Below are 22,962 nucleotides of genomic sequence, written 5' to 3'. Positions count from 1 at the left end.
CGGACATTTATCGCACCCAACTCACGCGAAAGGCCTCGCCCATGGGCATTCGGAGCTTGCTGCGCAAGGTGTTCGGCCGCGACCGCGCGGAGCAGGACGCGTCGGCGCCGGCGCCGACGGCCACGGTCCCGCCCCAGACCGAACGCACCGCACCCGCGGAGTCGGAGCCGGTCACGGTAACGGTGGACGAGCCGGCCGCGGAGACCGCGTCGGTGCGCGAAACCGCCTCGGCCACCAAGGCCTCGGTACCGGCCCCCACCTCCCACCGGTCCGCCACCGGCGACAGCGGTCTGGCATCGGACCTGGTGGCGGCGGCCTTCGACAAGGCGTCCATCGCCACGGTCCCGGCACAGGGCTCGGCCCCGAAGCCGAAGCCGAAGCCGGCGGAACCGGAGCCGGAGCCGGAGACCGAGGCTGCGGAGCCGGTGGCTGCGAAGCCCGCCGAGGTCGAGGCCGAGCCGGTGGCTGCGGAGCCGGAGGCTGCACCCGCTGCCGAGGTCGAGCCGGAGGCCGCGCCTGCTGCCGAGGCCGAGGCTCCCGCCGAGCCGCAGCCCGTTGATGTCGAGGCTCCCGTTGAGCCGGTGGTTGCACCCACCGCCGAGGTCGAGGCGGAGCCCGCAGCCGTCGTCGCCGAGGTCGAGCCGGAGGCCACGCCCGCCGCCGAGCCGCAGCCCATTGAGGTCGAGGCTCCCTCCGAGACCGAGCCGGAACCCGTCACCGCCGACGCCGCGCCGGAGCCGGTGGCCGCGTCTGCCGCCGAGGCCGAGCCGGAGCCCGAGCCCGCCGCCGTCGAAGCCGAGGTCGAGGTCGAGGCCGAGGCCCCCGCCGAGCCGGAGCCCGTCGCCGCCGCCGTCGAGGCCCAGGCACCCGCCGAGGCCCCCGCCGAAGCCGGGCCGAAGCCCGAAACCGCGGCCGACACGGCCCCCGAAGCAACCCCGGCCCCCGAGCCCGCTCTCCCCCTCGCCCAGGTCAAGTCCCAGGCGCCCGAGCTCGTCGATTCGTACGAGGCCGCCAGGGCCGGGCTGGAGGCGCGCGGGCTGACCGGGCTGCGCGCCACCGTCTACCTGGTCCTCGACCGCTCCGGCTCCATGCGGCCGTTCTACAAGGACGGCAGCGCCCAGCACCTGGGCGACCGCACCCTGGCCCTCGCCGCCCACCTGGACGAGAACGCCACCGTCCCCGTCGTCTTCTTCTCCACCGACATCGACGGCACCGGCACGGTCGACCTCACCTCGCACGAGGGCCGGATCGATGAGCTGAACGCGGGCCTGGGCCGCCTCGGCCGTACGAACTACCACCGCGCCGTCGAAGAGGTCGTCGCGCACTACGAGAAGTCGGAGGCCACCGGCCCCGCCCTGGTGATCTTCCAGACGGACGGCCCGCCGGACGCCAAGCAGCCCGCCAAGCAGGCACTGGCCGAGGCGGCGCGACTGCCGCTGTTCTTCCAGTTCGTCGCGTTCGGCGACGAGGACGCGAAGGGCTTCGACTTCCTGCGGAAGCTGGACGTCCCGAACGCCGGGTTCTTCCACGCGGGCCCCGCCCCCCGCGAGGTCGCGGACACCACGTTCTACCGCGAGGTCCTCGCCGCCCTCCCCGCCTGGATCGCGGCCCGTCAAGCGGCAGCCGAGAACTGATCCACCGGCAGGCGTACGGTCACGGCGAGCCCGCCCTCAGGGCCCGGCACCGCCGTGACCGTGCCGCCGTGCGCCACAGCGATAGAACGAACGATCGAGAGACCGAGCCCCGAACCGCGCCCCATCCGGTCCTTGCCCTCGCCCCGCCGGAACGGCTCGAACAGCCCGGGGATGTCTGCCGCGTCCACCACGGGCCCGGTGTTGCGCACCTCCAGCAGCACCCCGTCGCCCGCCGTCACCAGGAGCACCTCCACCGTCCCGTCGGGCACGTTGTACGTGACGGCGTTGGCCAGCAGATTCGCCACCAGCTGGGCGAGCAGCAGCCGGTTCCCCCGTACCGCACAGGGCCCGGCATCGACCTCCACTCCCGGGTGCCGGGCCGCTTCCTCCGCCACCACCTGGGCAAGGTCCACCGCTTCCCGCTCGCCCGCGGCGAGCCCGCGCTCGCTGCGCGCCAGGACCAGCAGCCCCTCGATGAGCCGCTCGCTGCGCCGGTTGTTGTCCAGGAGCGTCTGCCGGGTCCGTACGAGATCCTCCTGGGACGGATCGTCGAGGCCGATCTGGATCGCGGCCCGCTGAGTGGCGAGCGGTGTCCGCAGCTCGTGCGAGGCGTTGGCGATGAACCGCCGCTGACTGTCGAACGCCTTCTCCAGCCGGGCCAGCAGCGCGTCGAGCGTGTCGCCGAGCTCCTTCAGTTCGTCATCGGGGCCGCTGGACGCGATCCGTTCGTGCAGGGTGTGCTCGGAGAGCCGGCGCGCCTTCGCGGTCATGGCGTGGACGGGCCGCAGGACCCGCCCCGCGGTCCACCACCCCACGCCGACCGCGCAGGCCGTCATGACGAGCAGCGAGGCCGCAGACCACACGAGCAGCTGATGACCGGCCGCGTCGCTGACGTGGTCGGTGAGGTCGTAGACGGTGGGCGGCCCGAGTCTGCGCCGGGTGACGAGAGGGCCGTTCACCGCGTATCCGGGCTGGACGACCACGGCCGTGCGGGCGATGGCACGCGCCTGGGAGTCCGTACCCGCGCCGACGGCGAGGTTGACGGTGACGAGCAGCGCCGTCCCGAGCACCAGGAACACCCCGCCGTACACGAGCGCGATCCTCGTCCGGATCGTGGAGTGCTGAACGCGCGGAACGCGCGACGGACGCTTCACAGGGCGTACCCCACACCCTGCACCGTACGGATCAGGGCCGGTTCCCCGAGCTTCCCGCGCAGCTTGCTCATGCAGACGCGGACCGCGCCGGTGAACGGATCGGCATTGGCGTCCCAGGCCCGTTCCAGCAGTTCCTCCGCGCTGACGGTCCCGCCGTCGGCCTCCAGCAGCAATTGCAGTACCGAGAACTCCTTCGGCGAGAGGTCCAGCTCCCGCCCCTCCCGGGAAGCGGTGCGCCGTACGGTGTCGAGCCGGATGCCGTGCCGCTCCAGCTGCGGCGGTACGGGGCGGGCGCTGCGCCGCCGCAGCGCCCGTACCCGCGACACCAGTTCGGGGAACTCGAACGGCTTGCCCAGATAGTCGTCGGCGCCGAGGTCGAGGCCGGCGACCCGGTCCTCCATGGAGCCGGCGGCGGTGAGCATCAGGATCCTGGTCCGCGAGCCGGAGGCGACCAGCCTCCGCGCCACGTCGTCGCCGTGCACCCGCGGCAGGTCACGGTCGAGGACGACGACGTCGTAGTCGTGCAGCCCCAGGTAGGCGAGGGCGGCGTCGCCGCTGTACACCGTGTCGACGGCGAACCCCGCCCGCCGCAGCCCGGTGGCGACCAGCTCCGCCAGGATCTCCTCGTCCTCGGCGACCAGTACCCGCATCGTGATGTCCCCTGCCTCGTGCATGCGTGTCCACTCCCTCCCAGGATGCGTCTTTGTTACGGGAAGGAATGTTTCGCAAAGGTCTCCACGCACTGGGCCCGGTTTATCGGTGTGAATCGATCTTCCGCAGGCCGTTAGGATTTCGACCATGGCGGCCACTGGATCCGAGAAGCAGGGGGCGACGGCGTACTACGTCTCGACCCCCATCTACTACGTCAACGACGCTCCTCACCTGGGCCACGCCTACACGACCGTCGCAGGCGACGTGCTCACGCGCTGGCACCGCCAGCGCGGCGAGAAGGTGTGGTACCTCACCGGCACGGACGAGCACGGTCAGAAGATCATGCGCACTGCCGAGGCGAACAACGTCACTCCGCAGGAGTGGTGCGACAAGCTCGTCGAGGAGGCATGGAAGCCCCTCTGGGAGCACCTGAACATCGCGAACGACGACTTCATCCGTACGACGGAGAAGCGGCACACCGACCGGGTGCAGGAGTTCGTGCAGGACCTGTACGACAAGGGCGAGATCTACAAGGGCGGGTACGAGGGCCCGTACTGCGTGGGCTGCGAGGAGTACAAGCTCCCCGGCGACCTCATCGAGGACGAGAACGGCGTCAAGCTGTGCCCGATCCACAAGAAGCCGGTGGAGATCCTCAAGGAGGAGAACTACTTCTTCAAGCTGAGCGCGTACGGCCCGAAGCTGATGGAGTTCTACGCGAACAACCCGGGCTTCATCCAGCCCGAGTCCGCCCGCAACGAGGTCGTGAACTTCGTCAAGCAGGGCCTGCAGGACCTCTCCATCTCCCGCTCGACCTTCGACTGGGGCGTCCCGGTGCCGTGGGACGAGAAGCACGTCATCTACGTGTGGGTCGACGCCCTGCTCAACTACGCCACGGCGGTCGGCTACGGCGCCAACCAGGAGAAGTTCGACGGAACCTTCCCCGCCGACGTCCACCTGGTCGGCAAGGACATCCTGCGCTTCCACGCGGTGATCTGGCCCGCGATGCTGATGGCGCAGGGTCTGCCGCTGCCGGGCCGGGTCGCGGCCAACGGCTGGCTGATGGTCGGCGGCGAGAAGATGTCGAAGTCGAACCTGACGGGCATCAAGCCGCAGGACCTGACCTCCCACTTCGGCGTGGACGCGTACCGCTGGTACTTCCTGCGCGCCATCGCGTTCGGCAGCGACGGCTCGTTCTCCTGGGAGGACTTCTCCGCCCGCTACACCTCCGAGCTCGCCAACGACTACGGCAACCTCGCCTCGCGTGTCGCCGCCATGGTCGGCAAGTACTTCGGCGGGGCGCTCCCGGAGGCCACCGCCGCGGGTGACGCCGAGAAGGCGGTCCAGGAGGGGCTGGCGAAGGCCGTCGCCACGGCCGACCGGAAGATCGGCGAGGAGCTGGACTTCCAGGCCGGCATCCTGGCGATCTTCGACTTCGTGAAGCAGGTCAACGGCTACATCACGGAGCAGGAGCCCTGGAAGGTCGCCAAGGACACCTCCCCCGAGGGGCAGGCCCGTCTCGCAACGATCCTCTACACGGCCGCCGAGTCACTGCGCGGTGTCGCGGTCCTGCTGAACGCCGTGATGCCGGAGACCTCGCAGAAGCTGTGGGACTCCCTCGGCGCCGAGGTGTCCCTGGGCGCGCTGTCCGACCAGCGCGTACAGGACGCGGGCACCTGGGGCCGGCTCCCGGTGGGCGCAACGGTGACGAAGGGCGCGGTGCTGTTCCCCCGCCTGGAGGAGAAGCCGGCGTAAGCGGGCGCGCGTACACACAGCAAGGGCCGGGACCGCCACGATCGGTCCCGGCCCTTCGCCGTGCTCTGCCGCCTTCGGGTCAGCGGACCCAGTTCTTCAGTGGCTCGGTGTCCAGTGCGATGCCCACCGGGTCGGGCAGTTCCACGGTCTTTCCGTACGGAACCGTCACCACCTGCTCGTACCGCACGCCGTCGGGCTGCGAATGCACCTTGACCTCGCAGGTGTCGCGGTCGATGAGCAAGTAGACGGGAATGCCGGTCTCGGCGTACGCACGCGGCTTCTCGACGCGGTCCCGGCGGTCGGTGTCCTCGTCGTACGAGGTGACCTCGACGACCATCAGGACGCCGTCGGGGCTGGCCCACTCGCCCTGGCCGGCAAACGTGCCACTACGGGCGAACGCCCCATCAGGACGGGCGTTGCCCTTGCGGTACGTCTCGATCCGAAGCCCCTGTTCGGCATAGAGCCAACGCCCCGGATCAGCCTGCATGCACAGACGCGTCAGCCACTCGATGATCCGCCCGTGATCCCCGTCCGGCACAGCCTTGACCCCCAGTTTCCCGTTCACGAACTCCAGACGCAGTGCCTCTTCGGCGCGTATGGCGTGACGGGCAAGGTCCTCGAAGACCTCCTGGGTCAGCACACTCTCCTCGACCACACTCATCACTGCCTCCTGAAGGAAACGGGCTCCCTTCAGCGTACGGGCCCGGCTCCGGGCCCGTACCAGGGATTCACCGCTCCAGCCCCTGTGCGTCCCCCATCACGACGACCGGCTTCTTCGCCGGGTCGAGGAGTTGCAGCAGTTCCCTCATCCGGTCCTCCGGGAGCGAGATACAGCCCTGGGTCGGGCCGTCGTGGTCCACATGGATCCAGATGCCACCGCCCCGCTCCTGGCCGAGCGGACGCTTCTGGTCCAGGGGTGAGGCGCCGGGGATCCGGTTGTAGTCGATGGCGATGACATAGTCGAAGGAACCCTCGAGGGGCTCCCCTTCGAGCCCCTCGCCACTCACGGCGAACGCCGGGCTCTGGTTGTACGGGAGCATGGTGCCCGGGGGGTCGAGCAGGCCGCCCGCGGACGTCAGACCGTAGACCCCGGTCGGGGTGCGGAGGTCGTCCTCCCAGTGCTCATCCGTCCAGCCGTTCAGGGCGTTGTGGGCCGGCCAGCGGTCCGTGGCCGCGCGCCAGCCCTGGGCGGGGTCGTCGCGGGTGTACAGGACCGCGGTGGACAGGCTGGAGTCGTAGGCGTCGCCGGTGACGACGAGTGCCTGCCTCGAATCCGCCGGGATCGCGAACCTGGTCTTCGGCCCCAGCGCGGGAATCTCGCGGGGGCTGATGCGCGGAGCGTACGGACCGGGCGCGGCCCGCCCCCGCCCCCCGTCGGCCTGTGGGCCCGCGACACCGGCGGAAACCGTCGCGCCTACCCGGACATCGCGGGTTCCCGTGGCAGTATGGGAGCTGTTGTCGCAGGCGGTGAGCAGCAGAATCGCGGCGGCACACGTTCCGGCGCAGACGGCGTACGGGGGACGCCGGGCAGCCGATGGACGGAACACGGACACGGGTACTCCTCAGCGGTCGTGAGTGAAGGCAGCACGGGCGACCTCCCCGTCACGCCTCGTCCCGCTGAACCCAGTTAACGCCGCGACACGCGAGCGCGAATCCGCACGAGGGCCATACGGCTGTACCGCCCGCGGAAAGGGCCCGGAACCGTTTCGTGGGTGTAGGTTCCGGGCCCTTCGTCTCCGCGGGGTACGGAGGTCTGAGGGCAGGTCAGAGATCCGTGCCGTCGTGCGTCTCGTCCGGGTCCACGCCCATCGTGATCGAGCCGACGACGCCACGCGCCATGTGGTGCTTGCGGTACGAGAGCTTCATCAGCCCGCCCGTGACCCCGCTCCGGTCGTAGATGGTGTCCTCGGTGAGGGTCGTCCGGGTGGTGGTGCTGGTCGAGTACGGCTCGACCTCCGCCGAGTCGAGGACCGCGGACTCCGCGAAGAAGAACTGCCCGGTGTGGCAGGTGTGTCCGCCCTCGTACCCGGCATCGGTCATCTTCCCGCCGACGTGCACCTTGGTGTGGATGTGCACGCAGCGCCCCTGGTACCAGCCCGGGAAGATCGTCTTGAACTCCACGTACCCGTGCTTGTCGGTGAGCTGGGTGCCCCTCAGGTACCGCTTGTCGTCGGTGGGCTCACTGTGGCCGCCGCCCCCGCCTCCGGGCCCGCCGGACGGGGGCGCACCGGTGGGGGTACCGCTGGGCGCGTCGGTGGGCGTTCCGCTGGGCGGCGTACCGCCACCGCCGGGGCCCCCGGGCCCGCCGGAGCTCATGGCCTCGTAACCCGAGTAGACCCCCAGGGCATCGCAGTGCCAGATGTCGACGGCCGCGTGCTTCACCGGCTTGCAGGTGTCGGAGTCGATCACCTTGAGCCGGAGGGTGAGGGGGATGCCCTCCTTGTCCTCGGTGATGTCCTTCCGGAACTTGTCGGCGTCGATGTAGTACGGCCCTTCGGTGGTCTCCGAGGTGAGCCGGTAACACTCCTCGCCCTGTCCGCCGCCGGACTTCTTCGCGCCGGCCGTGTCCTCGTCGGCGGACGCGTTGGCCACAACGCCCGCCCCGATCCCGGCGGCGACGATCGCCGCACCCCCGGCGAGCACCATCCTGCGGCGCGTCATGTCCTTCTTGTGTGCTGGACCTTGAGTCTCTGTCATGAGCCGTGAGGCTAGGCGGGGGAGCTGGGAGGGGCGTGGGTGTCGGCTGTGCGTTGCTGTGAGTGGGGACCGGGACTCGCGACCACGCCTGCCGGGAACGGCGAACAGCCCCCGGCCTGTCCGGCCGGGGGCTGTTTCACGTGGAACCAGGAGAAGGAGCAGGCGGCTACTTCTCCGTCTTTTCCTTTGCCGTCGCCGCAGGCTTGCGCAGCTGGATGTTCAGCTCGCGCAGGCGGGACTCGTCCAGCTCCGTCGGGGCGCCCATCATCAGGTCCTGGGCGTTGCCGTTGAGCGGGAAGGCAATCGTCTCGCGGATGTTGGGCTCGTCGGCCAGGAGCATCACGATGCGGTCGACGCCCGGGGCGATGCCGCCGTGCGGCGGGGCGCCGAGGCGGAAGGCGCGGAGCATGCCCGCGAACTCGTGCTCGACGGTCTCGCGGTCGTAGCCGGCGATCTCGAAGGCCTTGAGCATCAGCTCGGGCTCGTGGTTACGGATGGCGCCGGAGGACAGCTCGATGCCGTTGCAGACGATGTCGTACTGCCAGGCGAGGATGTCCAGCGGGTCCTTCTCCTCCAGGTCCTTGAGGCCGCCCTGGGGCATCGAGAAGGGGTTGTGCGAGAAGTCGATCTTGCCGGTGTCCTCGTCCTTCTCGTACATCGGGAAGTCGACGACCCAGCAGAACCGGAAGACGCCCTCCTCGAAGTGGCCGGCGCGCTTGGCGGCCTCCACGCGGACGGCGGACATGATCTTGGAGACCTCGTCGAACTCGCCCGCGCCGAAGAAGACGGCGTGGCCGGGGACGAGGGACAGACGCTCGGTGAGGGTCTTGATGTCGGTCTCGGTCAGGAACTTGGCGATCGGACCGGCAAGGGTGCCGTCCTCACCGACGCGGACCCAGGCCAGGCCCTTGGCGCCGTGCTGGACGGCGTAGTCGCCGAGGCCGTCGAAGAACTTCCGGGACTGGCCCGCGGTGTCCGGGACCGGGAGGGCACGGACGTGCTTGCCGGCGAACGCCTTGAACTCCGAGTCGGCGAAGATGTCGGAGATGTCGACCAGTTCCAGCTTGGCGCGCAGGTCCGGCTTGTCGTTGCCGTACTTCAGCATCGACTCGCGGAACGGGATGCGCGGGAACGGCGAGGTGACGTGGCGGCCGTTGCCGAACTCCTCGAAGAGCTCTGTCATCAGCTTCTCGATCGGCCGGAAGACGTCCTCCTGCTCGACGAACGACATCTCGACGTCGAGCTGGTAGAACTCGCCGGGCGAACGGTCGGCGCGGGCGTCCTCATCGCGGAAGCACGGCGCGATCTGGAAGTAGCGGTCGAAGCCGGAGATCATCAGCAGCTGCTTGAACTGCTGCGGGGCCTGGGGCAGGGCGTAGAACTTGCCCGGGTTCAGGCGGGACGGGACGACGAAGTCACGGGCGCCCTCGGGGGACGTCGCGGTGAGGATCGGGGTCGCCATCTCGTTGAAGCCGAGGGCCACCATCTTGGAACGGATGGAGGCGATGACGGCCGAGCGCAGCATGATGTTGCGGTGCATGCGCTCGCGGCGCAGGTCGAGGAAGCGGTACTCCAGGCGCCGCTCCTCGTTGACCCCGTCCTCGGCGTTGATCGTGAAGGGCAGCGGGGCGGCCTCGCCCAGCACCTCGACCTCGGTGACCTCGATCTCGATCTCGCCGGTCGGGAGCTCCGGGTTGACGTTGTCGGCGCCGCGCGCGGAGACCTTGCCGTCGATCCGTACGACGGTCTCCTTGGTGAGCTTCGCCAGGGCCTCGTTGCCGGGGGTGCCGGGACGGGCGACGAGCTGCACCAGACCGTAGTGGTCGCGCAGATCGATGAAGAGGATGCCACCCAGGTCTCGGCGATTGTGCAGCCAGCCGCTCAGCCGGACGTCGGTGCCGACGTCAGAGGCGCGGAGCTCGCCGCAGGTGTGGGACCTGTACCGATGCATTCTCGTTCATCCAGTCTTCGCGGTTCGGGGTGGATTCAGCCTCCCCAGGCTACCGCCCGCACCCGCACGGAATCATTGACATTGACATTTCAAGATCATCCGGAGTGCGACGGGCGGGCGGCGGACCATGCCCGGACGGGCCCTGGGCAGCGATCCTCGGTGGCGTCCACGGAGCAGATCTTCTTAAATTGGGGCAATGCGCACCGAGGACGTCCTGGCCGCGACCGCGACCGGCCTGTGGCGCTGGGACAACGGAACCGGGACCGTCACGCTCGATGCGGAGGCGGCCCGGCTGCTCGAGCTGCCCGCCGCTGCCGGTGTCTTCCATGAGTCCGCGGTGCGTTCCCGTTTTCATCCGGTCGACTGGAACGAGATCTACGGGGTGGTGAATCTCGCGGTCGCCGAGGGCACCCTCGCCGAGGCCCGGCTGCGGATCGTGGACGAAGGCGGCCGGGTGCTGCGTACCGTACGCAGCCGTTCCAAGCCGCTCCCTCCCGAGGAGCCGGGCAGCACGGCCTATGTGCTGGTCGGCACCCTTCAGGAGGTCGCCGAGCCGCAGCCCGGCACCACCGGGGCGCACACCCCCATCACCGGTGACTGGCGCCGCTCCCGCGAGGCGTTCCTGCTGGACGCGGGCCGGGCGCTGGCCGAGGCCCGGTCGACCGAGGAGGTGCTGCGGGTCGCCGCCTCGCTCTCCATGCCCGGATTCTCGCCGGACGGCCTGGCGGTCTTCGGCATCGCGGGCGAACGGCTGACGATCATCGGGCACCACCATCGCGCAGGCCGAGCCGGCGCGGGTCGCGGCGGCCCGGCAGCAGCTGCGGGAGCTGCTGCACGACTGGGCGGATCCGGAGCAGGTCGACGCGGCGGTGCTGATGATCTCCGAGATGGCCACCAATGTCCTCGTCCACACGGACGGGGACGCGCTGATGGCCGCCCGGGCGACGGGGGAGCACGGTGAGCGGCGGCTGCGGGTGGAGGTGGCCGACGGCAGTGATGAGCTGCCGGCAAGCGGCGGCCCGGGGAGATGGCTTCCAGCGGACGGGGGCTGCTGCTGATGGAGATGCTCGCCGATGCGTGGGGGGTGGATCCGCGGGGGGCGGGGAAGTCGATCTGGTTCGAGCTGTACGAGTCGGGGCCGGGGGCAGGGGACTGAATCGGGTCCGGGCTCTCCGCGTGGACGGTTCTGTCCTCAGACGGCGGACGGGCCGGAACGCTCTCCGCGCAGTTCGCCGAGAATGCCGAAGGCCGCCGCGCAGGCCGGTACCGCGAGCAGCATGCCCAGCAGGCCCGCCACGCTGGCGCCCGCGGTGATCGCGATCATGATGGTGGCGGGGTGCATCTGGACCGTACGGCTCTGGATCATCGGCTGCAGTACATGGCCCTCCAGCACCTGCACGGCGAGCACGATCCCCAGTGCCCATAGCGCGATCACGAATCCCCGGTCGGCGAGCGCGACCAGGATCGCGACCGCGCCGGAGAGGAACGCCCCGAGGTAGGGGATGTAGGCGCCGACGAAGACCAGCGCACCGAGCCCCACCGCGCCCGGCACACGCAGGATCAGCAGACCGGCCGTGATGCAGACGGCATCGATCAGCGCGATGAACGTGGTGCCGCGCATGAAGCCCTGGACGGCTTCGAAGGCCCGCCGCCCCATGGCCTCGACCAGGTCCCCGGTACCCCGCGGGGCGACCGAGTGGGCGAGGTCCACGGCCTTGTCGGAGTCGCGCAGGAAGAAGAAGGTCAGCAGGAGGGCGAGGACGCTGGTCGCGATCAGCGAGCCGATCAGGCTGATCCCGGAGAGGAGCCCGCCCGCGGCGCTCGCGCCGAACTTCTCGACGAGCTTCTGGGCGTTGGCGACGAGGTCGTCCACATTGGTGTTCTTGCCGATCCCGAAGTGGTCGATGATCCACTGCCCGGCGTCCTTCAGCGACCGGACGATCTGGTCGCCGGTGTCGACGAGTGCGGTGACGACGATGTATCCGGCGCCGCCGACCACCGCGACGAGCAGGGCACAGGTGAGTCCCGCGGCCACCGAGCGGTTCATTCCGCGGGCGGTCAGCCGGCGGTGGACCGGGCCGAGCAGCGCCGTACCGAGCAGCGCGAGCAGAACGGGGGTGACCGCGGTCTTGAAGATGATGCACAGCCAGACGGCGACCGCGGCGACCCCGGTGACGAGGAGAACGACACCGCACCACGCGGCTGTGCGCCGCGCGCCGTCGGGCAGGAGGGGCTCTGGGGTCTGCACCCTCCCACCCGATCACGGCGCGGGTGTGATGTCCCGCTTGCGAAGCCGTACGGGTGACGGACTGTCACACTCCGGCCGCGGATGTCACATTCCGTGGACGGCGGGCACCGTACCGAGGCGGCCGGCCTGGAAGTCCTCGAATGCCTGCTTCAGTTCGGCCTGGCTGTTCATCACGAACGGCCCGTAGTGCGCCATCGGCTCACGGATCGGACGGCCGCCGAGCAGGACGACCTCCAGGTCCGGGGTGTTGCCGTCCTGCTTCTCGTCCGCGCGGACGGTCAGCGAGGAACCGGACCCGAAGACCGCGGTCTGCCCCATGTGGACAGGACGGCGCTCCGCACCGACGGTGCCGCGCCCGGCGAGCACGTACGCGAGTCCGTTGAAGTCCTCGCGCCACGGCAGGGTCACCTCGGCGCCGGGACGGACGGTGGCGTGGATCATCGTGATCGGGGTGTGGGTGATGCCGGGGCCCTCGTGCCCGTCGAGCTCACCGGCGATGACGCGGAGCAGCGCGCCGCCGTCCGGGGAGGCGAGGAGCTGGACCTGGCCGCCGCGGATGTCCTGGTAGCGGGGGGCCATCATCTTGTCGGCCTTGGGCAGGTTCACCCAGAGCTGGAGGCCGTGGAAGAGACCGCCCGACATCACGAGGGACTCCGGCGGGGCCTCGATGTGGAGGAGGCCGGACCCGGCGGTCATCCACTGGGTGTCGCCGTTGCGGATGGTTCCGCCGCCACCGTTGGAGTCCTGGTGGACGAAGGTTCCGTCGATCAGGTACGTGACGGTCTCGAAGCCGCGGTGCGGGTGCCAGGGGGTGCCCTTCGGCTCTCCGGCCGCGTACTCCACCTCGCCCATCTGGTCCATCATGATGAACGGGTCGAGGTACTTGTAGTTGATCCCGGCGAACGCACGGCGAACCGGGAAGCCCTCGCCCTCGAATCCGCTCGGCGCCGTGGTGACGGCGAGCACGGGACGGGCCGTGGCGTCGCCAGAGGCGGCGACCTTGGGCAGGGTCAGTGGGTTTTCGACGGTCACTGCGGGCATGGGAGCCACCTCCGGGATTGTCCTGAGCCCAATTTAGTTGAATGGTGAACATCCCGCAAGGCGTCATTCATTCCCGCACCGCCCACGACAACGAGAAGGGGCCCGTACCGATCGGTACGGGCCCCTTCCGGAAGACTCGGACGTCAGCCGTACATACGGCGCATCGCGAAGTCGACCATCTGCTCCACGGCCTTGGCGTCGAAGACCATGCGGTGCTCACCCTCCATGTCGAGGACGAAGCCGTAGCCGGTCGGCAGCAGGTCGATCACCTCGGCCCCGGTGATCACGAAGTACTTGGACTCCTTGCCCGCGTACAGCCGCAGCTCCTTGAGCGTGGTGAACATCGGGATCACCGGCTGCTGGGTGTTGTGCAGCGCGAGGAATCCGGGGTTGTCGCCGCGCGGGCAGTAGACCTTCGACGTCGCGAAGATCTGCTGGAAGTCCTCGGCGGACAGCGAGCCGGTGGTGAAGGCCCGCACCGCGTCCCCCAGGGACGGCGGCGAGGGCTCGGGATACAGCGGCTGCTCGCCGTAGCCGCCACCCATCTGCTGCTGTGCGCCCGGGTTCTGGTCGTAGCCGTACATACCGCAAAGAGTAATCGGACACATCAGGCCCTTGAGGGGTTGCGTCTTATTACTGACGGGTAGCATCATCGGAGAGGTCAGCTGATATACGCACCGCCAGCTCGTCGCCCGCCCGGCCCACACCCCTTCCCGGGGTGCTGCACGCCACTGCTATTGATTACGGAGCCTTCCCATGGGGCACTACAAGTCGAATCTCCGCGACATCGAGTTCAACCTCTTCGAGGTGCTCGGGCGCGACAAGACGTACGGCACCGGCCCGTTCGCCGAGATGGACGTCGAGACGGCGAAGAGCATCCTCGACGAGGTCGCCCGCCTCGCGGAGAACGAGCTGGCCGAATCCTTCGCCGACGCCGACCGCAACCCGCCGGTCTTCGACCCGGAGACCAACACCGCGCCGGTCCCGGAGACCTTCAAGAAGTCGTACCAGGCGTTCATGGACTCCGAGTACTGGCGTCTGGGCCTGCCCGAGGAGATCGGCGGCACCACCTCGCCGCGCTCCCTGATCTGGTCCTACGCGGAGCTGCTGCTCGGCGCGAACCCGGCCGTCTGGATGTACTCCTCGGGCCCGGCGTTCGCCGGCATCCTCTTCGACGAGGGCAACGAGGCGCAGAAGAAGATCGCCGAGATCGCCGTCGAGAAGCAGTGGGGCTCGACGATGGTGCTGACCGAGCCGGACGCCGGTTCGGACGTCGGCGCGGGCCGCACGAAGGCCGTCGAGCAGGAGGACGGCTCCTGGCACATCGAGGGCGTGAAGCGCTTCATCACCTCGGGCGAGCACGACATGTCCGAGAACATCATCCACTACGTGCTGGCCCGCCCCGAGGGCGCAGGTCCGGGCACGAAGGGCCTCTCGCTCTTCATGGTCCCGAAGTTCCACTTCGACTGGACCACCGGCGAGCTGGGCGAGCGCAACGGCGTGTACGCGACGAACGTCGAGCACAAGATGGGCCTCAAGGCGTCCAACACCTGCGAGATGACGTTCGGCGACCAGCACCCCGCCAAGGGCTGGCTGATCGGTGACAAGCACGACGGCATCCGCCAGATGTTCCGCATCATCGAGTTCGCCCGCATGATGGTCGGCACGAAGGCCATCGCGACCCTGTCGACCGGCTACCTGAACGCGCTGGAGTACGCCAAGGAGCGCGTCCAGGGCACGGACCTGTCGCAGTTCATGGACAAGACCGCCCCCAAGGTCACCATCACGCACCACCCCGACGTGCGCCGCTCGCTCATGACGCAGAAGGCGTACGCGGAGGGCATGCGCTCCCTCGTGCTGTACACCGCCTCCGTCCAGGACGCGATCCAGGAGAAGGAGACCGCGGGCGAGGACGCCAAGGCGCTGCACGGCCTCAACGACCTGCTGCTCCCGATCGTGAAGGGCTACGGCTCCGAGAAGTCGTACGAGCAGCTGGCGCAGTCGCTCCAGACGTTCGGCGGCTCCGGGTATCTCCAGGAGTATCCGATCGAGCAGTACATCCGTGACGCCAAGATCGACACGCTGTACGAGGGCACGACGGCGATCCAGGGCCAGGACTTCTTCTTCCGGAAGATCGTCCGCGACCAGGGTGCCTCGCTGAACACCCTCTCCGAGGAGATCAAGAAGTTCCTCGCGGGCGCCCAGGGCAACGAGGAGCTGTCCGGTGCGCTGGACTCGCTCGCCAAGGCGGCCGTGGACCTGGAGGCGATCGTCGGCACGATGATCACCGACCTCACGGCGACCGGCGAGGACGTCAAGAACATCTACAAGGTGGGCCTCAACACCACCCGCCTGCTGATGGCCTCCGGCGATGTCGTCGTCGGCTACCTGCTGCTCAAGGGCGCGGCCGTGGCGGCCGAGAAGCTGCCGGCCGCCTCCGCGAAGGATGTCGCCTTCTACCAGGGCAAGATCGCCGCCGCGAAGTTCTTCGCCGCGAACGTCCTGCCGGGCGTCTCCGCCGAGCGCGCGCTCGCCGAGTCCGTCGACAACTCGCTGATGGAGCTGGACGAGGCCGCTTTCTAGCCTCCGGCCCACCGGATACGACAACGCCGCCGCCCGAGACCGCTCGGGCGGCGGCGTTGTCATGTCCCTATGATCGGCATCCGAGTCCTGAGGGGGAGGTCCACACGTGAGTTCCACCGGAGCCGCACGGTCCACGCGGCGTACCCGGGCCGGGGTCATGGCCGTGCGGGCTGCGGCGGCCGCCTGCGCGACGCTGCTCCTCGCAGCCTGCGGAGGCGGCGCGGACGCGGGTTCCGGTGGCGACGCCAAGGCGGCCTGGCTCGCCGAGGACCAGGTCAAGGCAGTGCTGCCGGACCAGGCCGCGATGCCCGGCTGGCAGGTGACCGAGCGGCCGGCCTCGGGCTCCATGGATACCAAGTTGATGGTGAGCCAGTTCTGTCCCGGTGCGGGCACCCAGGGCTGCGAACGCTCCCGCTTCTTCGGCTCGGCCGCCTTCCGGCGCGACGACGACAAGGCCGAGGCCCGGTTCTGGCTGCTCACCTACCAGGACGAGCTGGACGCCAAGGCCGCGTACGAGGTGCTGTGGCGGGACGCCTGGCGCAAGTCGGGCACCGAGAACGTCGATCTCGGCACGGTGGGCCGGCAGCGCGCCGCCTCCGCCGGACCGGCCGGGCGGCACGGCGAAGCGGTCACCGGCCAGATCCGGGTGGGCACCGCCATCCTCTGGATCGGTGCCTCCGGGTCGACCGTGGCCCCGGACCGGCTCGACAAGGACTTCCCGAAGCGCATCGCCGCCCTGTTCGCCGAGCGCGCGCAGCAGGCCCAGAACGGCGACAAGCCGTCCGCGGCGCTCGACCGTACGTGACAACCATCGCCCCAGGAGGCGGTATGAAGAACCAGCAGAGGTGCATACGGGGCGCGGTGGCCGGGGCGGCGGCGCTGTTGCTCGTGGGCTGCGGCGGCGGGAGCGGCGACGGCAGCAAGGCAGCGGCGCTCGACAGCGGGCAGGTCGCCTCGGTACTGCCGGACGCGAAGGCCGTACCGGGCTGGCGGATGTACCTGGAGCCGAAGGCCCTGGAGCCGGTGCCCGACTACCCGCCGCCGGTCTGCAGGACCACGAGCAAGGAGAAGCGGGAGACGGCCTGCGGCAAGGCCACGGCCTGGGGCTCCTCGGCCTTCGTTCGGAAGGCCGACGCGACCACGCTGGACTTCTGGGCCCTCGCCTACAAGGACGAGAAGGCGGCGGACGCCGCCTACGACGCCCTGGCCGAGTGGTACGGCGGGGACCGGGTCGGCCAGAACGCCGAGAGGGTGGACCTCGGCAGCCCGGGCGACGACCGGGAGGCCAACCGCGCCGAGGTCGGCACCTTGGGCGGTCCGGCCACGATCACGCAGATCCGGGTCGGCACGACCGTCCTGGGTATCAGCACCGCCACCCAGGGCAAATCGGTCGTCCCCGACAAGCAGGTCAAGGCGTTCGCCGCCATGTTCGCCGAGCGGGCACAACAGGCCCAGAACGGCGACAAGCCCTCCGCCGCGGTCCCCGGCCACTGAGCGGGCGACCATGTACGGCGCCCGCGGCGGCCGGTCGCGGACGACGGTGATTCCGGCCGGTCCGGCCTCGTTACAGTGAAGAACATGAGTTCCTCCCTCCGCTTCGACCGCGGTCACACCGACGATCTGATGGCCTTCCTGATGGCCTCCCCCTCCCCGTACCACGCCGTGGCCACCGCGGCCGAGCGGCTGGAGAAGGCCGGATTCCGACAGGTCGAGGAGACCGCGGCCTGGGACGGCACCAGCGGGGGGAAGTACGTCCTGCGCGGCGGTGCGATCGTGGCCTGGTACGTGCCGGAGGGCGCCGCGGCGCACACTCCGTACCGGATCGTCGGGGCGCACACCGACTCGCCGAATCTGCGGGTCAAGCCGCTGCCCGACACCGGGGCGTACGGCTGGCGGCAGATCGCCGTGGAGATCTACGGCGGGACGCTCCTCAACACCTGGCTCGACCGGGACCTCGGTCTCGCCGGCCGGATCTCGCTGCGCGACGGCACGCACCGGCTGGTGAACATCGACCGGCCGCTCCTGCGCGTCCCGCAGCTGGCCGTGCATCTGGACCGTTCGGCCAACTCCGACGGCCTGAAGCTCGACCGGCAGAAGCACATGCAGCCGATCTGGGGGCTCGGGGACGTCGAGGAGGGCGACCTGATCCGCTTCGTCGCCGAGGAGGCGGGCGTCGACGCCGAGGACGTGACCGGCTGGGACCTGATGCCGCACGCCGTCGAACCGGCCGCCTACCTGGGCCGGGACCGTGAGCTGCTGGCCGGGCCCAGGATGGACAACCTGCTCTCCGTGCACTCGGCGACCGCCGCGCTCGCCGCCGTCGCCGGGCAGCCGGACGCCGAACTTCCGTATATCCCGGTCATGGCCGCCTTCGACCACGAGGAGAACGGCTCGCAGTCCGACACCGGCGCCGACGGTCCGCTGCTCGGCACGGTCCTGGAACGCTCGGTGTTCGCCCGCGGCGGTACGTACGAGGACCGTGCCCGCGCCTTCGCCGGGACCGTCTGTCTCTCCTCGGACACCGGTCACGCGATCCATCCCAACTACGCCGAGCGCCACGACCCGACCCACCACCCGGTGGTCAACGGCGGACCGATCCTCAAGGTCAACGTCAATATGCGGTACGCGACCGACGGCAGCGGCCGGGCCGTGTTCGCGGCGGCGTGCCAGAAGGCGGACGTGCCGTGGCAGACGTTCGTCTCCAACAACTCGATGCCGTGCGGCACCACGATCGGGCCGATCACCGCCGCCCGGCACGGCATTCAGACCGTGGACATCGGCGTCGCGATCCTGTCGATGCACAGCGCCCGCGAACTGTGCGGCGCGGACGACCCGTATCTGCTGGCCAACGCGATGACGGCGTTCCTGGCGCCCTGAGTCTCCGCCGCCCCGACCGCAGCCCCGGGCATGGTCGTTGCCGGGCCGGGTACGCGATCCGTACACCGGCCCGGAACCACCGGGCCGTCGAGGAGGCGGGATTCATGGGACTCGGAGGATGCATCATCCTCATCGGTGCCGGGGCGATACTGGCCTTCGCCACCGACTGGAAGATGGACACCGTCAACGTCGACCTGGTCGGCTGGATCATGATGATCGTCGGCATCATCGGGGTCTTCGTCTACGCAAGCATCGCGCGGCGTCGCCGGATGGTCGTGCCGCCCAGTACCACTGTCGTGTCCGAGGACGAGCGCCGCTACCCCTGACTCACAGCGCCGGTCAGGTCGCGCCCCGCCGACCGGGCGTGACCCGTCGTCGGCCCCTCGGAACCCCCGATATTCTGGGACATGTCCCGAGCCCCACCTCGGGCGCATCCCGCCCGGAAGGGGAGACACGCGTGGAGTTCCGGTTGCTCGGCACCGTCTCCGTCGACACACTCACCGGGCCGCTGCCGCTCGGCCCCGCCAAACGCCGCAGCCTGCTCGCCGCGCTCCTGCTGTCCGCCAACACGCCGGTCTCCATCGCCCGGTTGACGGACTGCCTGTGGGACGACACACCGCCGCTGCACGCCCGTGGCGTCATCCAGGGGCATGTGTCCCGGCTGCGCGCCCTCCTGGTGGGCGCGGACGCGGAGGCGTACGGGGTGGAGCTGGTCACCCTCGGCGCCGCGTATCTGCTGCGGGTACCGGAGACCCTGCTGGACTCCCAGCGGTTCGAGGAACTGCTGATGCTGGCGCGGGAGCAGCGCAGCCCCGCCGACTCCGTACTGATGCTCAAGGATGCCCTGTCGCTGTGGCAGGGGCCGGCGCTCAACGGCGCGTTCGCCGGTCCGCCGCTCCAGGCGGCCGCGCACTCGCTGGAGGAGTCACGGCTGGCGACTGTCGAGCAACTGGCCCTCGCCTACACGATGTTGGGGGAGCACGGCCGGGCGGCATCGGCGCTACGGGCGGAAGCGGTTGCGCATCCGATGCGGGAGTCGCTGGCGGCGGCCTTGATGACGGCGCTGTACCGGGCGGGTCGTCAGTCGGAGGCACTGGACTGGTTCCACCGCACGAGGCGGCTGCTCGCCGATGAGCTGGGGGTCGACCCGGGGCACGAGCTCGCCGATGCGTACGCGCTGATCCTGCGCGGCGACCCCGGGCCGGACGCCGGACGGGACACCGCACCGGACGCCCGACGGAACACGGCCGACGGCCCGGCAGCGCCGATACGCGGTCCGGTCCGGCTGCGCATCGGCTCCGGCAGTGGCACGGGCGGCGGGAGCGGTCACGGCAACGGCAACGACACGGGCATCGCCACCAGCAACGGGGCTGTGTCCGTGGCCCGTCCGGTGGCCGAGCGCCGGGCCGAGCCGGATACGGGGGCCGAACCGGCCGACCGCCCGGGCGCCTTGATCAGCGGTACGGGGGACGGGGCGGGAGCCGGTGCGGCCCTGATCCCCGGTCCGCCGTCTCCCCGTCCCCTCCCCCCACCGCCCCTCGTCGGCGAGCCGCACCCCACCGATCTGCTGCCCCGCGCACCCCGCGGCTTCCACGGGCGGGGCGTCGAACTGGCCGCACTCACCCGGGCCGCGGCCGGCGAGGCGCCTGTCTGTCTGGTCACCGGACCGGCCGGTGTGGGAAAGACCGCGCTGGCCCTCCAGTGGGCGCACCGCAACCCCGCCGTCTTCCCGGACGGACGGCTCTTCGCCGATCTGCGCGGGTTCAGTGACACCGGTGAGCCCGCACTCATCGAAGTGCTGCGTGAGTTCCTGCTGGCGCTCGGCGTCGCGCCGCGCCGCGTCCCCGAGTCCGTCCCCGCCGCAGCGGCGCTCTTCCGTTCCCTGACCGACCGGCGCCGGCTGCTCGTCGTCCTCGACAACGCCCGCGACTCCGCCACGGTCAGGCCACTGCTGCCGGGCGGTACCGACTGCGTCACGCTGGTCACCAGCCGGCACCGGCTGGAAGGCCTCATCGCCTCGGACGCGGCCCGTCCCGTTCCGCTCGACATACTCGAACCGCAGGACAGCACGGCCCTGCTGGCCGGTGTCCTCGGCGAGGAACGGGTTTTCGCCGAACCGGTGGCGGCCCGCCGGCTCGCCGGGCTCTGCGGGGGCCTGCCGCTCGCCCTGCGTGTCACCGCGGCCCGGCTGGCGGGGCGTCCGCACTGGACGCTGGCAGAACTGGCCGACGAACTGGCCGACGAGCGCAGCCGGCTGACGTACCTCGACGTGGACGACACCGGTGTCTCGGCCGCGCTGCGGCTGACCGTGCAGCAGCTGCCGCCGGACGCCGTCCACCAGTTCGTCCGGCTCGGCCACCACCCCGGCAGCCACTTCGACCCGTACACGGCCGCCGCACTCGCCGGCACGGACCCGATCGTCGCGGCAGCGGCGCTGGAACGGCTCGCCACCGCCCACCTCGTCACCGAGACGGCACCCGGGCGCTGGGGGCTGCACGATCTGGTACGCCTCTACGCCCGCGGTCTGGACCCCGCGTCCGGGTCCGAGGCCCTCGTCGGTGTCCTCGACCACTACATCGCCACCGCGCTCGCCGCCGCCGACACGGCCGAACCCGGCGGTGAGCCCTGCTTCGTCCTGCCGGACGACTACCGCCGCCCCGCCGCGACAAGGGACTTCACCGACCGGGCGGCGGCGATGCGCTGGCTGGCCACCGAACGCGACGACCTGGCCCTGGCCGCCGTCGCGGCCAGGGCCGCCGGGCTCGACGACCGGGCCTGGCGGATCATCCTGCTCCAGTGGCCGCAGGTGGTGTGGCGGGTACGGGACAGCTGGGCCCCGCTGCTGGAACTGGCGCTGGACTCCGCCCGCACCGAGAGCGATCCGTACGCCGAGTCGCGGGTGATCAATCTGCTGGGCTGGGTGCTGACCGAGGAGGGCAGGACCGCCGAGGCCGTCACCCTGCTGGAGCGCTCGCCCGGCCTCGCCCGGCAGGCCGGTGACCGGCTCGGCGAGGCGACCGCGCTGATCAACCTGGCCGTCGTGCACGCCGAAGAAGGCGCGCTCGACATGGCGCTGGAGGGCTGCGGACAAGCCGTGGGCCTGGCCCGCGAAGAACGCGACGCACACACCGAGATGCTCGCGCTGCAGCACCTCGCCCGGATGCAGCTCGCCGCGAACCGGCCGCAGGACGCCCTCGACTCCGCCCGGACGGCGCTCGACCTCGGGCCCGAGCACGAGGAGGCCGCACGCCGGGTGCTGCTGCTGACCATCAGCGGTGAGGCGCGTCTGGCGCTCGGCGAGGAGAGCGAAGGCATCCGGTTGCTGGACCGGGCAGCCCGGGAGGCGGAGCACGCCGGTTACGACGAGGGAGCGGTACGGGCCCTCGAAGCGTTGCTGCAGGTCACGGCGGAGTCGGAGTACCGCAAGCGGTACGAACAGGCGGTCCGGCGGCTCGCCGACGACGAGTGAGCCGCGCCCCGGCGCAGCGACGTGAGGGTGAGGGGCCCGGACGTCAGCCGGACGTTAGCGGGACGGCAGCAGAACATGAGCGGCGGACCCCAGACTCATGAATGTCAGCAGGTCAGAGGCGCTCGCCAAATGACCCGGCGTTCGCCTCACCGTCACACTCGGGGGAATTTCCATGAGTACGTTCCGCAACCGCACCACCGTCCTTGCCGCTGCGACCACCGCCGTGCTCGCCCTGGCCCTCACCGCCTGCGGTGGCGACGGTTCCGGCACGAAGTCCGCCGGCCCGGCGGAGAACAACTCCGCATCGGCCGCCTCTTCGTCCGAGTCCGCGAAGGACACCGGCACCACGGCGGGTGGCGACACCACAGCGGACACCGGCACCACGTCGGGTGGCGGCACCGCGAAGAACACCAGCGCCTCGAAGGGCAGCGGCACCGCGAAGGACTCCACCGGATCCGCGGCCGCCCCCGTCTGCACCACCAAGGACGTCAAGATCACCGCCGCCTACCAGGGCGGCCCGCCCTACACCCACATCGTCCTGACGGCGAAGAACACCTCGGGCCACAAGTGCGAGATGAAGGGCTTCCCCGAGATCCAGTTCCTGGAAAGCCACAAGGAGAACGTGCCGGCGGTCGCCAAGAGCAAGCCGGCCGCCGCCGTCGTGCTCAGCTCCGGCGCACCGGCCTACGCGCTGGTGAAGGTGTCGGACGGTGGCAAGGACGAGGCCGGCGAGCCGGTGACGGCCTTCTCCGTCGTGCTCCAGGGCGGCGGCGGCCAGGCCGCCGTGCAGTCACCCGGTGCCTCCGGCATCTTCGCCGACCCGGCGAAGGCGAAGACCGGCTACTGGACGTACGAGCTGCGCAACGGCGCGGACGACTTCTGAGCGGTCGGGTCCCGAACCATCA

18 protein-coding genes and 1 pseudogene are annotated in these 22,962 nt (G+C 70.4%); 10 read left to right on the top strand and 9 right to left on the bottom strand.

Features of this window, described 5'->3' with window-relative positions:
- Positions 1-41: 41 nt before the first annotated feature.
- Complete coding sequence (locus tag ACFVYE_RS12595) at positions 42-1,634, top strand: VWA domain-containing protein (protein ID WP_389605375.1); 1,593 nt, start codon at positions 42-44, stop codon at positions 1,632-1,634.
- On the opposite strand, the gene ACFVYE_RS12590 is transcribed toward ACFVYE_RS12595, so the two are convergent.
- Positions 1,613-2,788, bottom strand: a complete 1,176-nt coding sequence (locus tag ACFVYE_RS12590; RefSeq protein WP_389605373.1) for a sensor histidine kinase — start codon at positions 2,786-2,788, stop codon at positions 1,613-1,615. The two genes, ACFVYE_RS12595 and ACFVYE_RS12590, sit on opposite strands and share 22 nt — an antisense overlap.
- Positions 2,785-3,438, bottom strand: coding sequence for a response regulator transcription factor (locus ACFVYE_RS12585; protein WP_382217330.1), 654 nt, complete (start codon positions 3,436-3,438; stop codon positions 2,785-2,787). Before ACFVYE_RS12585 ends, ACFVYE_RS12590 begins: the two co-directional genes overlap by 4 nt.
- A gap of 148 nt (positions 3,439-3,586) precedes the next feature.
- Here ACFVYE_RS12585 and metG point away from each other — a divergent pair, with 148 nt between their 5' ends.
- Positions 3,587-5,191: a methionine--tRNA ligase gene (metG, locus tag ACFVYE_RS12580; RefSeq protein ID WP_383959448.1), complete on the top strand. Its 1,605-nt coding sequence runs from the start codon at positions 3,587-3,589 to the stop codon at positions 5,189-5,191.
- Positions 5,192-5,270: 79 nt separating this feature from the next.
- On the opposite strand, the gene ACFVYE_RS12575 is transcribed toward metG, so the two are convergent.
- The 4 genes from ACFVYE_RS12575 to aspS all read right to left on the bottom strand — a co-directional run bounded on the left by ACFVYE_RS12575 (position 5,271) and on the right by aspS (position 9,839).
- The gene (locus ACFVYE_RS12575) at positions 5,271-5,852 is read right to left on the bottom strand and encodes a Uma2 family endonuclease (protein WP_383959450.1); all 582 of its coding nucleotides are present in this window, start codon (positions 5,850-5,852) and stop codon (positions 5,271-5,273) included.
- Between the two features lie 67 nt (positions 5,853-5,919).
- Positions 5,920-6,738 (bottom strand): L,D-transpeptidase family protein, encoded by an 819-nt coding sequence (locus ACFVYE_RS12570; protein WP_389605500.1) that lies wholly within the window; start codon positions 6,736-6,738, stop codon positions 5,920-5,922.
- A gap of 217 nt (positions 6,739-6,955) precedes the next feature.
- Complete coding sequence (locus tag ACFVYE_RS12565) at positions 6,956-7,888, bottom strand: intradiol ring-cleavage dioxygenase (RefSeq protein WP_383959452.1); 933 nt, start codon at positions 7,886-7,888, stop codon at positions 6,956-6,958.
- Between the two features lie 166 nt (positions 7,889-8,054).
- Positions 8,055-9,839, bottom strand: coding sequence for an aspartate--tRNA ligase (aspS, locus tag ACFVYE_RS12560; RefSeq protein ID WP_389605370.1), 1,785 nt, complete (start codon positions 9,837-9,839; stop codon positions 8,055-8,057).
- A 196-nt stretch (positions 9,840-10,035) separates the two neighbouring features.
- Between aspS and ACFVYE_RS12555 the strand changes: the two are divergent.
- Positions 10,036-10,995: pseudogene (locus tag ACFVYE_RS12555) on the top strand (ATP-binding protein).
- A 36-nt stretch (positions 10,996-11,031) separates the two neighbouring features.
- On the opposite strand, the gene ACFVYE_RS12550 reads toward ACFVYE_RS12555, so the two are convergent.
- The 3 genes from ACFVYE_RS12550 to ACFVYE_RS12540 form a co-directional block, all read right to left on the bottom strand.
- Positions 11,032-12,087, bottom strand: coding sequence for an AI-2E family transporter (locus ACFVYE_RS12550; RefSeq protein ID WP_383959456.1), 1,056 nt, complete (start codon positions 12,085-12,087; stop codon positions 11,032-11,034).
- Positions 12,088-12,171: 84 nt separating this feature from the next.
- Positions 12,172-13,128, bottom strand: a complete 957-nt coding sequence (locus ACFVYE_RS12545; protein ID WP_389605367.1) for a pirin family protein — start codon at positions 13,126-13,128, stop codon at positions 12,172-12,174.
- A gap of 143 nt (positions 13,129-13,271) precedes the next feature.
- Positions 13,272-13,712 (bottom strand): SseB family protein, encoded by a 441-nt coding sequence (locus ACFVYE_RS12540; protein WP_072487501.1) that lies wholly within the window; start codon positions 13,710-13,712, stop codon positions 13,272-13,274.
- A gap of 172 nt (positions 13,713-13,884) precedes the next feature.
- Here ACFVYE_RS12540 and ACFVYE_RS12535 point away from each other — a divergent pair, with 172 nt between their 5' ends.
- The 7 genes from ACFVYE_RS12535 to ACFVYE_RS12505 all read left to right on the top strand — a co-directional run bounded on the left by ACFVYE_RS12535 (position 13,885) and on the right by ACFVYE_RS12505 (position 22,940).
- Complete coding sequence (locus ACFVYE_RS12535) at positions 13,885-15,711, top strand: acyl-CoA dehydrogenase (RefSeq protein ID WP_383959460.1); 1,827 nt, start codon at positions 13,885-13,887, stop codon at positions 15,709-15,711.
- A 106-nt stretch (positions 15,712-15,817) separates the two neighbouring features.
- A complete protein-coding gene (locus tag ACFVYE_RS12530; RefSeq protein ID WP_383959462.1) occupies positions 15,818-16,516 on the top strand; it encodes a hypothetical protein in 699 nt (232 codons plus the stop codon).
- Between the two features lie 23 nt (positions 16,517-16,539).
- Positions 16,540-17,205, top strand: a complete 666-nt coding sequence (locus ACFVYE_RS12525) for a hypothetical protein (protein WP_383959464.1) — start codon at positions 16,540-16,542, stop codon at positions 17,203-17,205.
- An 84-nt stretch (positions 17,206-17,289) separates the two neighbouring features.
- Positions 17,290-18,588 (top strand): M18 family aminopeptidase, encoded by a 1,299-nt coding sequence (locus ACFVYE_RS12520; protein WP_383959466.1) that lies wholly within the window; start codon positions 17,290-17,292, stop codon positions 18,586-18,588.
- A 104-nt stretch (positions 18,589-18,692) separates the two neighbouring features.
- Positions 18,693-18,914, top strand: a complete 222-nt coding sequence (locus tag ACFVYE_RS12515) for a DUF6458 family protein (protein WP_266359943.1) — start codon at positions 18,693-18,695, stop codon at positions 18,912-18,914.
- 131 nt (positions 18,915-19,045) lie between these two features.
- Entirely contained in the window at positions 19,046-22,057 is a 3,012-nt protein-coding gene (locus ACFVYE_RS12510) for a BTAD domain-containing putative transcriptional regulator (protein ID WP_389605364.1), read from the top strand.
- Positions 22,058-22,229: 172 nt separating this feature from the next.
- Complete coding sequence (locus tag ACFVYE_RS12505; protein WP_383976293.1) at positions 22,230-22,940, top strand: DUF4232 domain-containing protein; 711 nt, start codon at positions 22,230-22,232, stop codon at positions 22,938-22,940.
- Positions 22,941-22,962: the final 22 nt, after the last annotated feature.

The sequence above is a fragment of the Streptomyces sp. NPDC058239 genome, from assembly GCF_042882185.1.
GTDB lineage: Bacteria > Actinomycetota > Actinomycetes > Streptomycetales > Streptomycetaceae > Streptomyces.
This window is presented reverse-complemented; position numbering and strand designations above follow the sequence as displayed.

Coding starts and splice junctions, on each gene's coding strand:
- ACFVYE_RS12575 (WP_383959450.1), bottom strand. CDS start 5,852: ATGAGTGTGGTCGAGGAGAGTGTGCTGACCCAGGAGGTCTTCGAGGAC.
- ACFVYE_RS12595 (WP_389605375.1), top strand. CDS start 42: ATGGGCATTCGGAGCTTGCTGCGCAAGGTGTTCGGCCGCGACCGCGCG.
- ACFVYE_RS12540 (WP_072487501.1), bottom strand. CDS start 13,712: ATGTACGGCTACGACCAGAACCCGGGCGCACAGCAGCAGATGGGTGGC.
- ACFVYE_RS12515 (WP_266359943.1), top strand. CDS start 18,693: ATGGGACTCGGAGGATGCATCATCCTCATCGGTGCCGGGGCGATACTG.
- ACFVYE_RS12505 (WP_383976293.1), top strand. CDS start 22,230: ATGAGTACGTTCCGCAACCGCACCACCGTCCTTGCCGCTGCGACCACC.
- ACFVYE_RS12545 (WP_389605367.1), bottom strand. CDS start 13,128: ATGCCCGCAGTGACCGTCGAAAACCCACTGACCCTGCCCAAGGTCGCC.
- metG (WP_383959448.1), top strand. CDS start 3,587: ATGGCGGCCACTGGATCCGAGAAGCAGGGGGCGACGGCGTACTACGTC.
- ACFVYE_RS12520 (WP_383959466.1), top strand. CDS start 17,290: ATGAGTTCCTCCCTCCGCTTCGACCGCGGTCACACCGACGATCTGATG.
- ACFVYE_RS12535 (WP_383959460.1), top strand. CDS start 13,885: ATGGGGCACTACAAGTCGAATCTCCGCGACATCGAGTTCAACCTCTTC.
- aspS (WP_389605370.1), bottom strand. CDS start 9,839: ATGCATCGGTACAGGTCCCACACCTGCGGCGAGCTCCGCGCCTCTGAC.
- ACFVYE_RS12525 (WP_383959464.1), top strand. CDS start 16,540: ATGAAGAACCAGCAGAGGTGCATACGGGGCGCGGTGGCCGGGGCGGCG.
- ACFVYE_RS12585 (WP_382217330.1), bottom strand. CDS start 3,438: ATGCGGGTACTGGTCGCCGAGGACGAGGAGATCCTGGCGGAGCTGGTC.
- ACFVYE_RS12565 (WP_383959452.1), bottom strand. CDS start 7,888: ATGACAGAGACTCAAGGTCCAGCACACAAGAAGGACATGACGCGCCGC.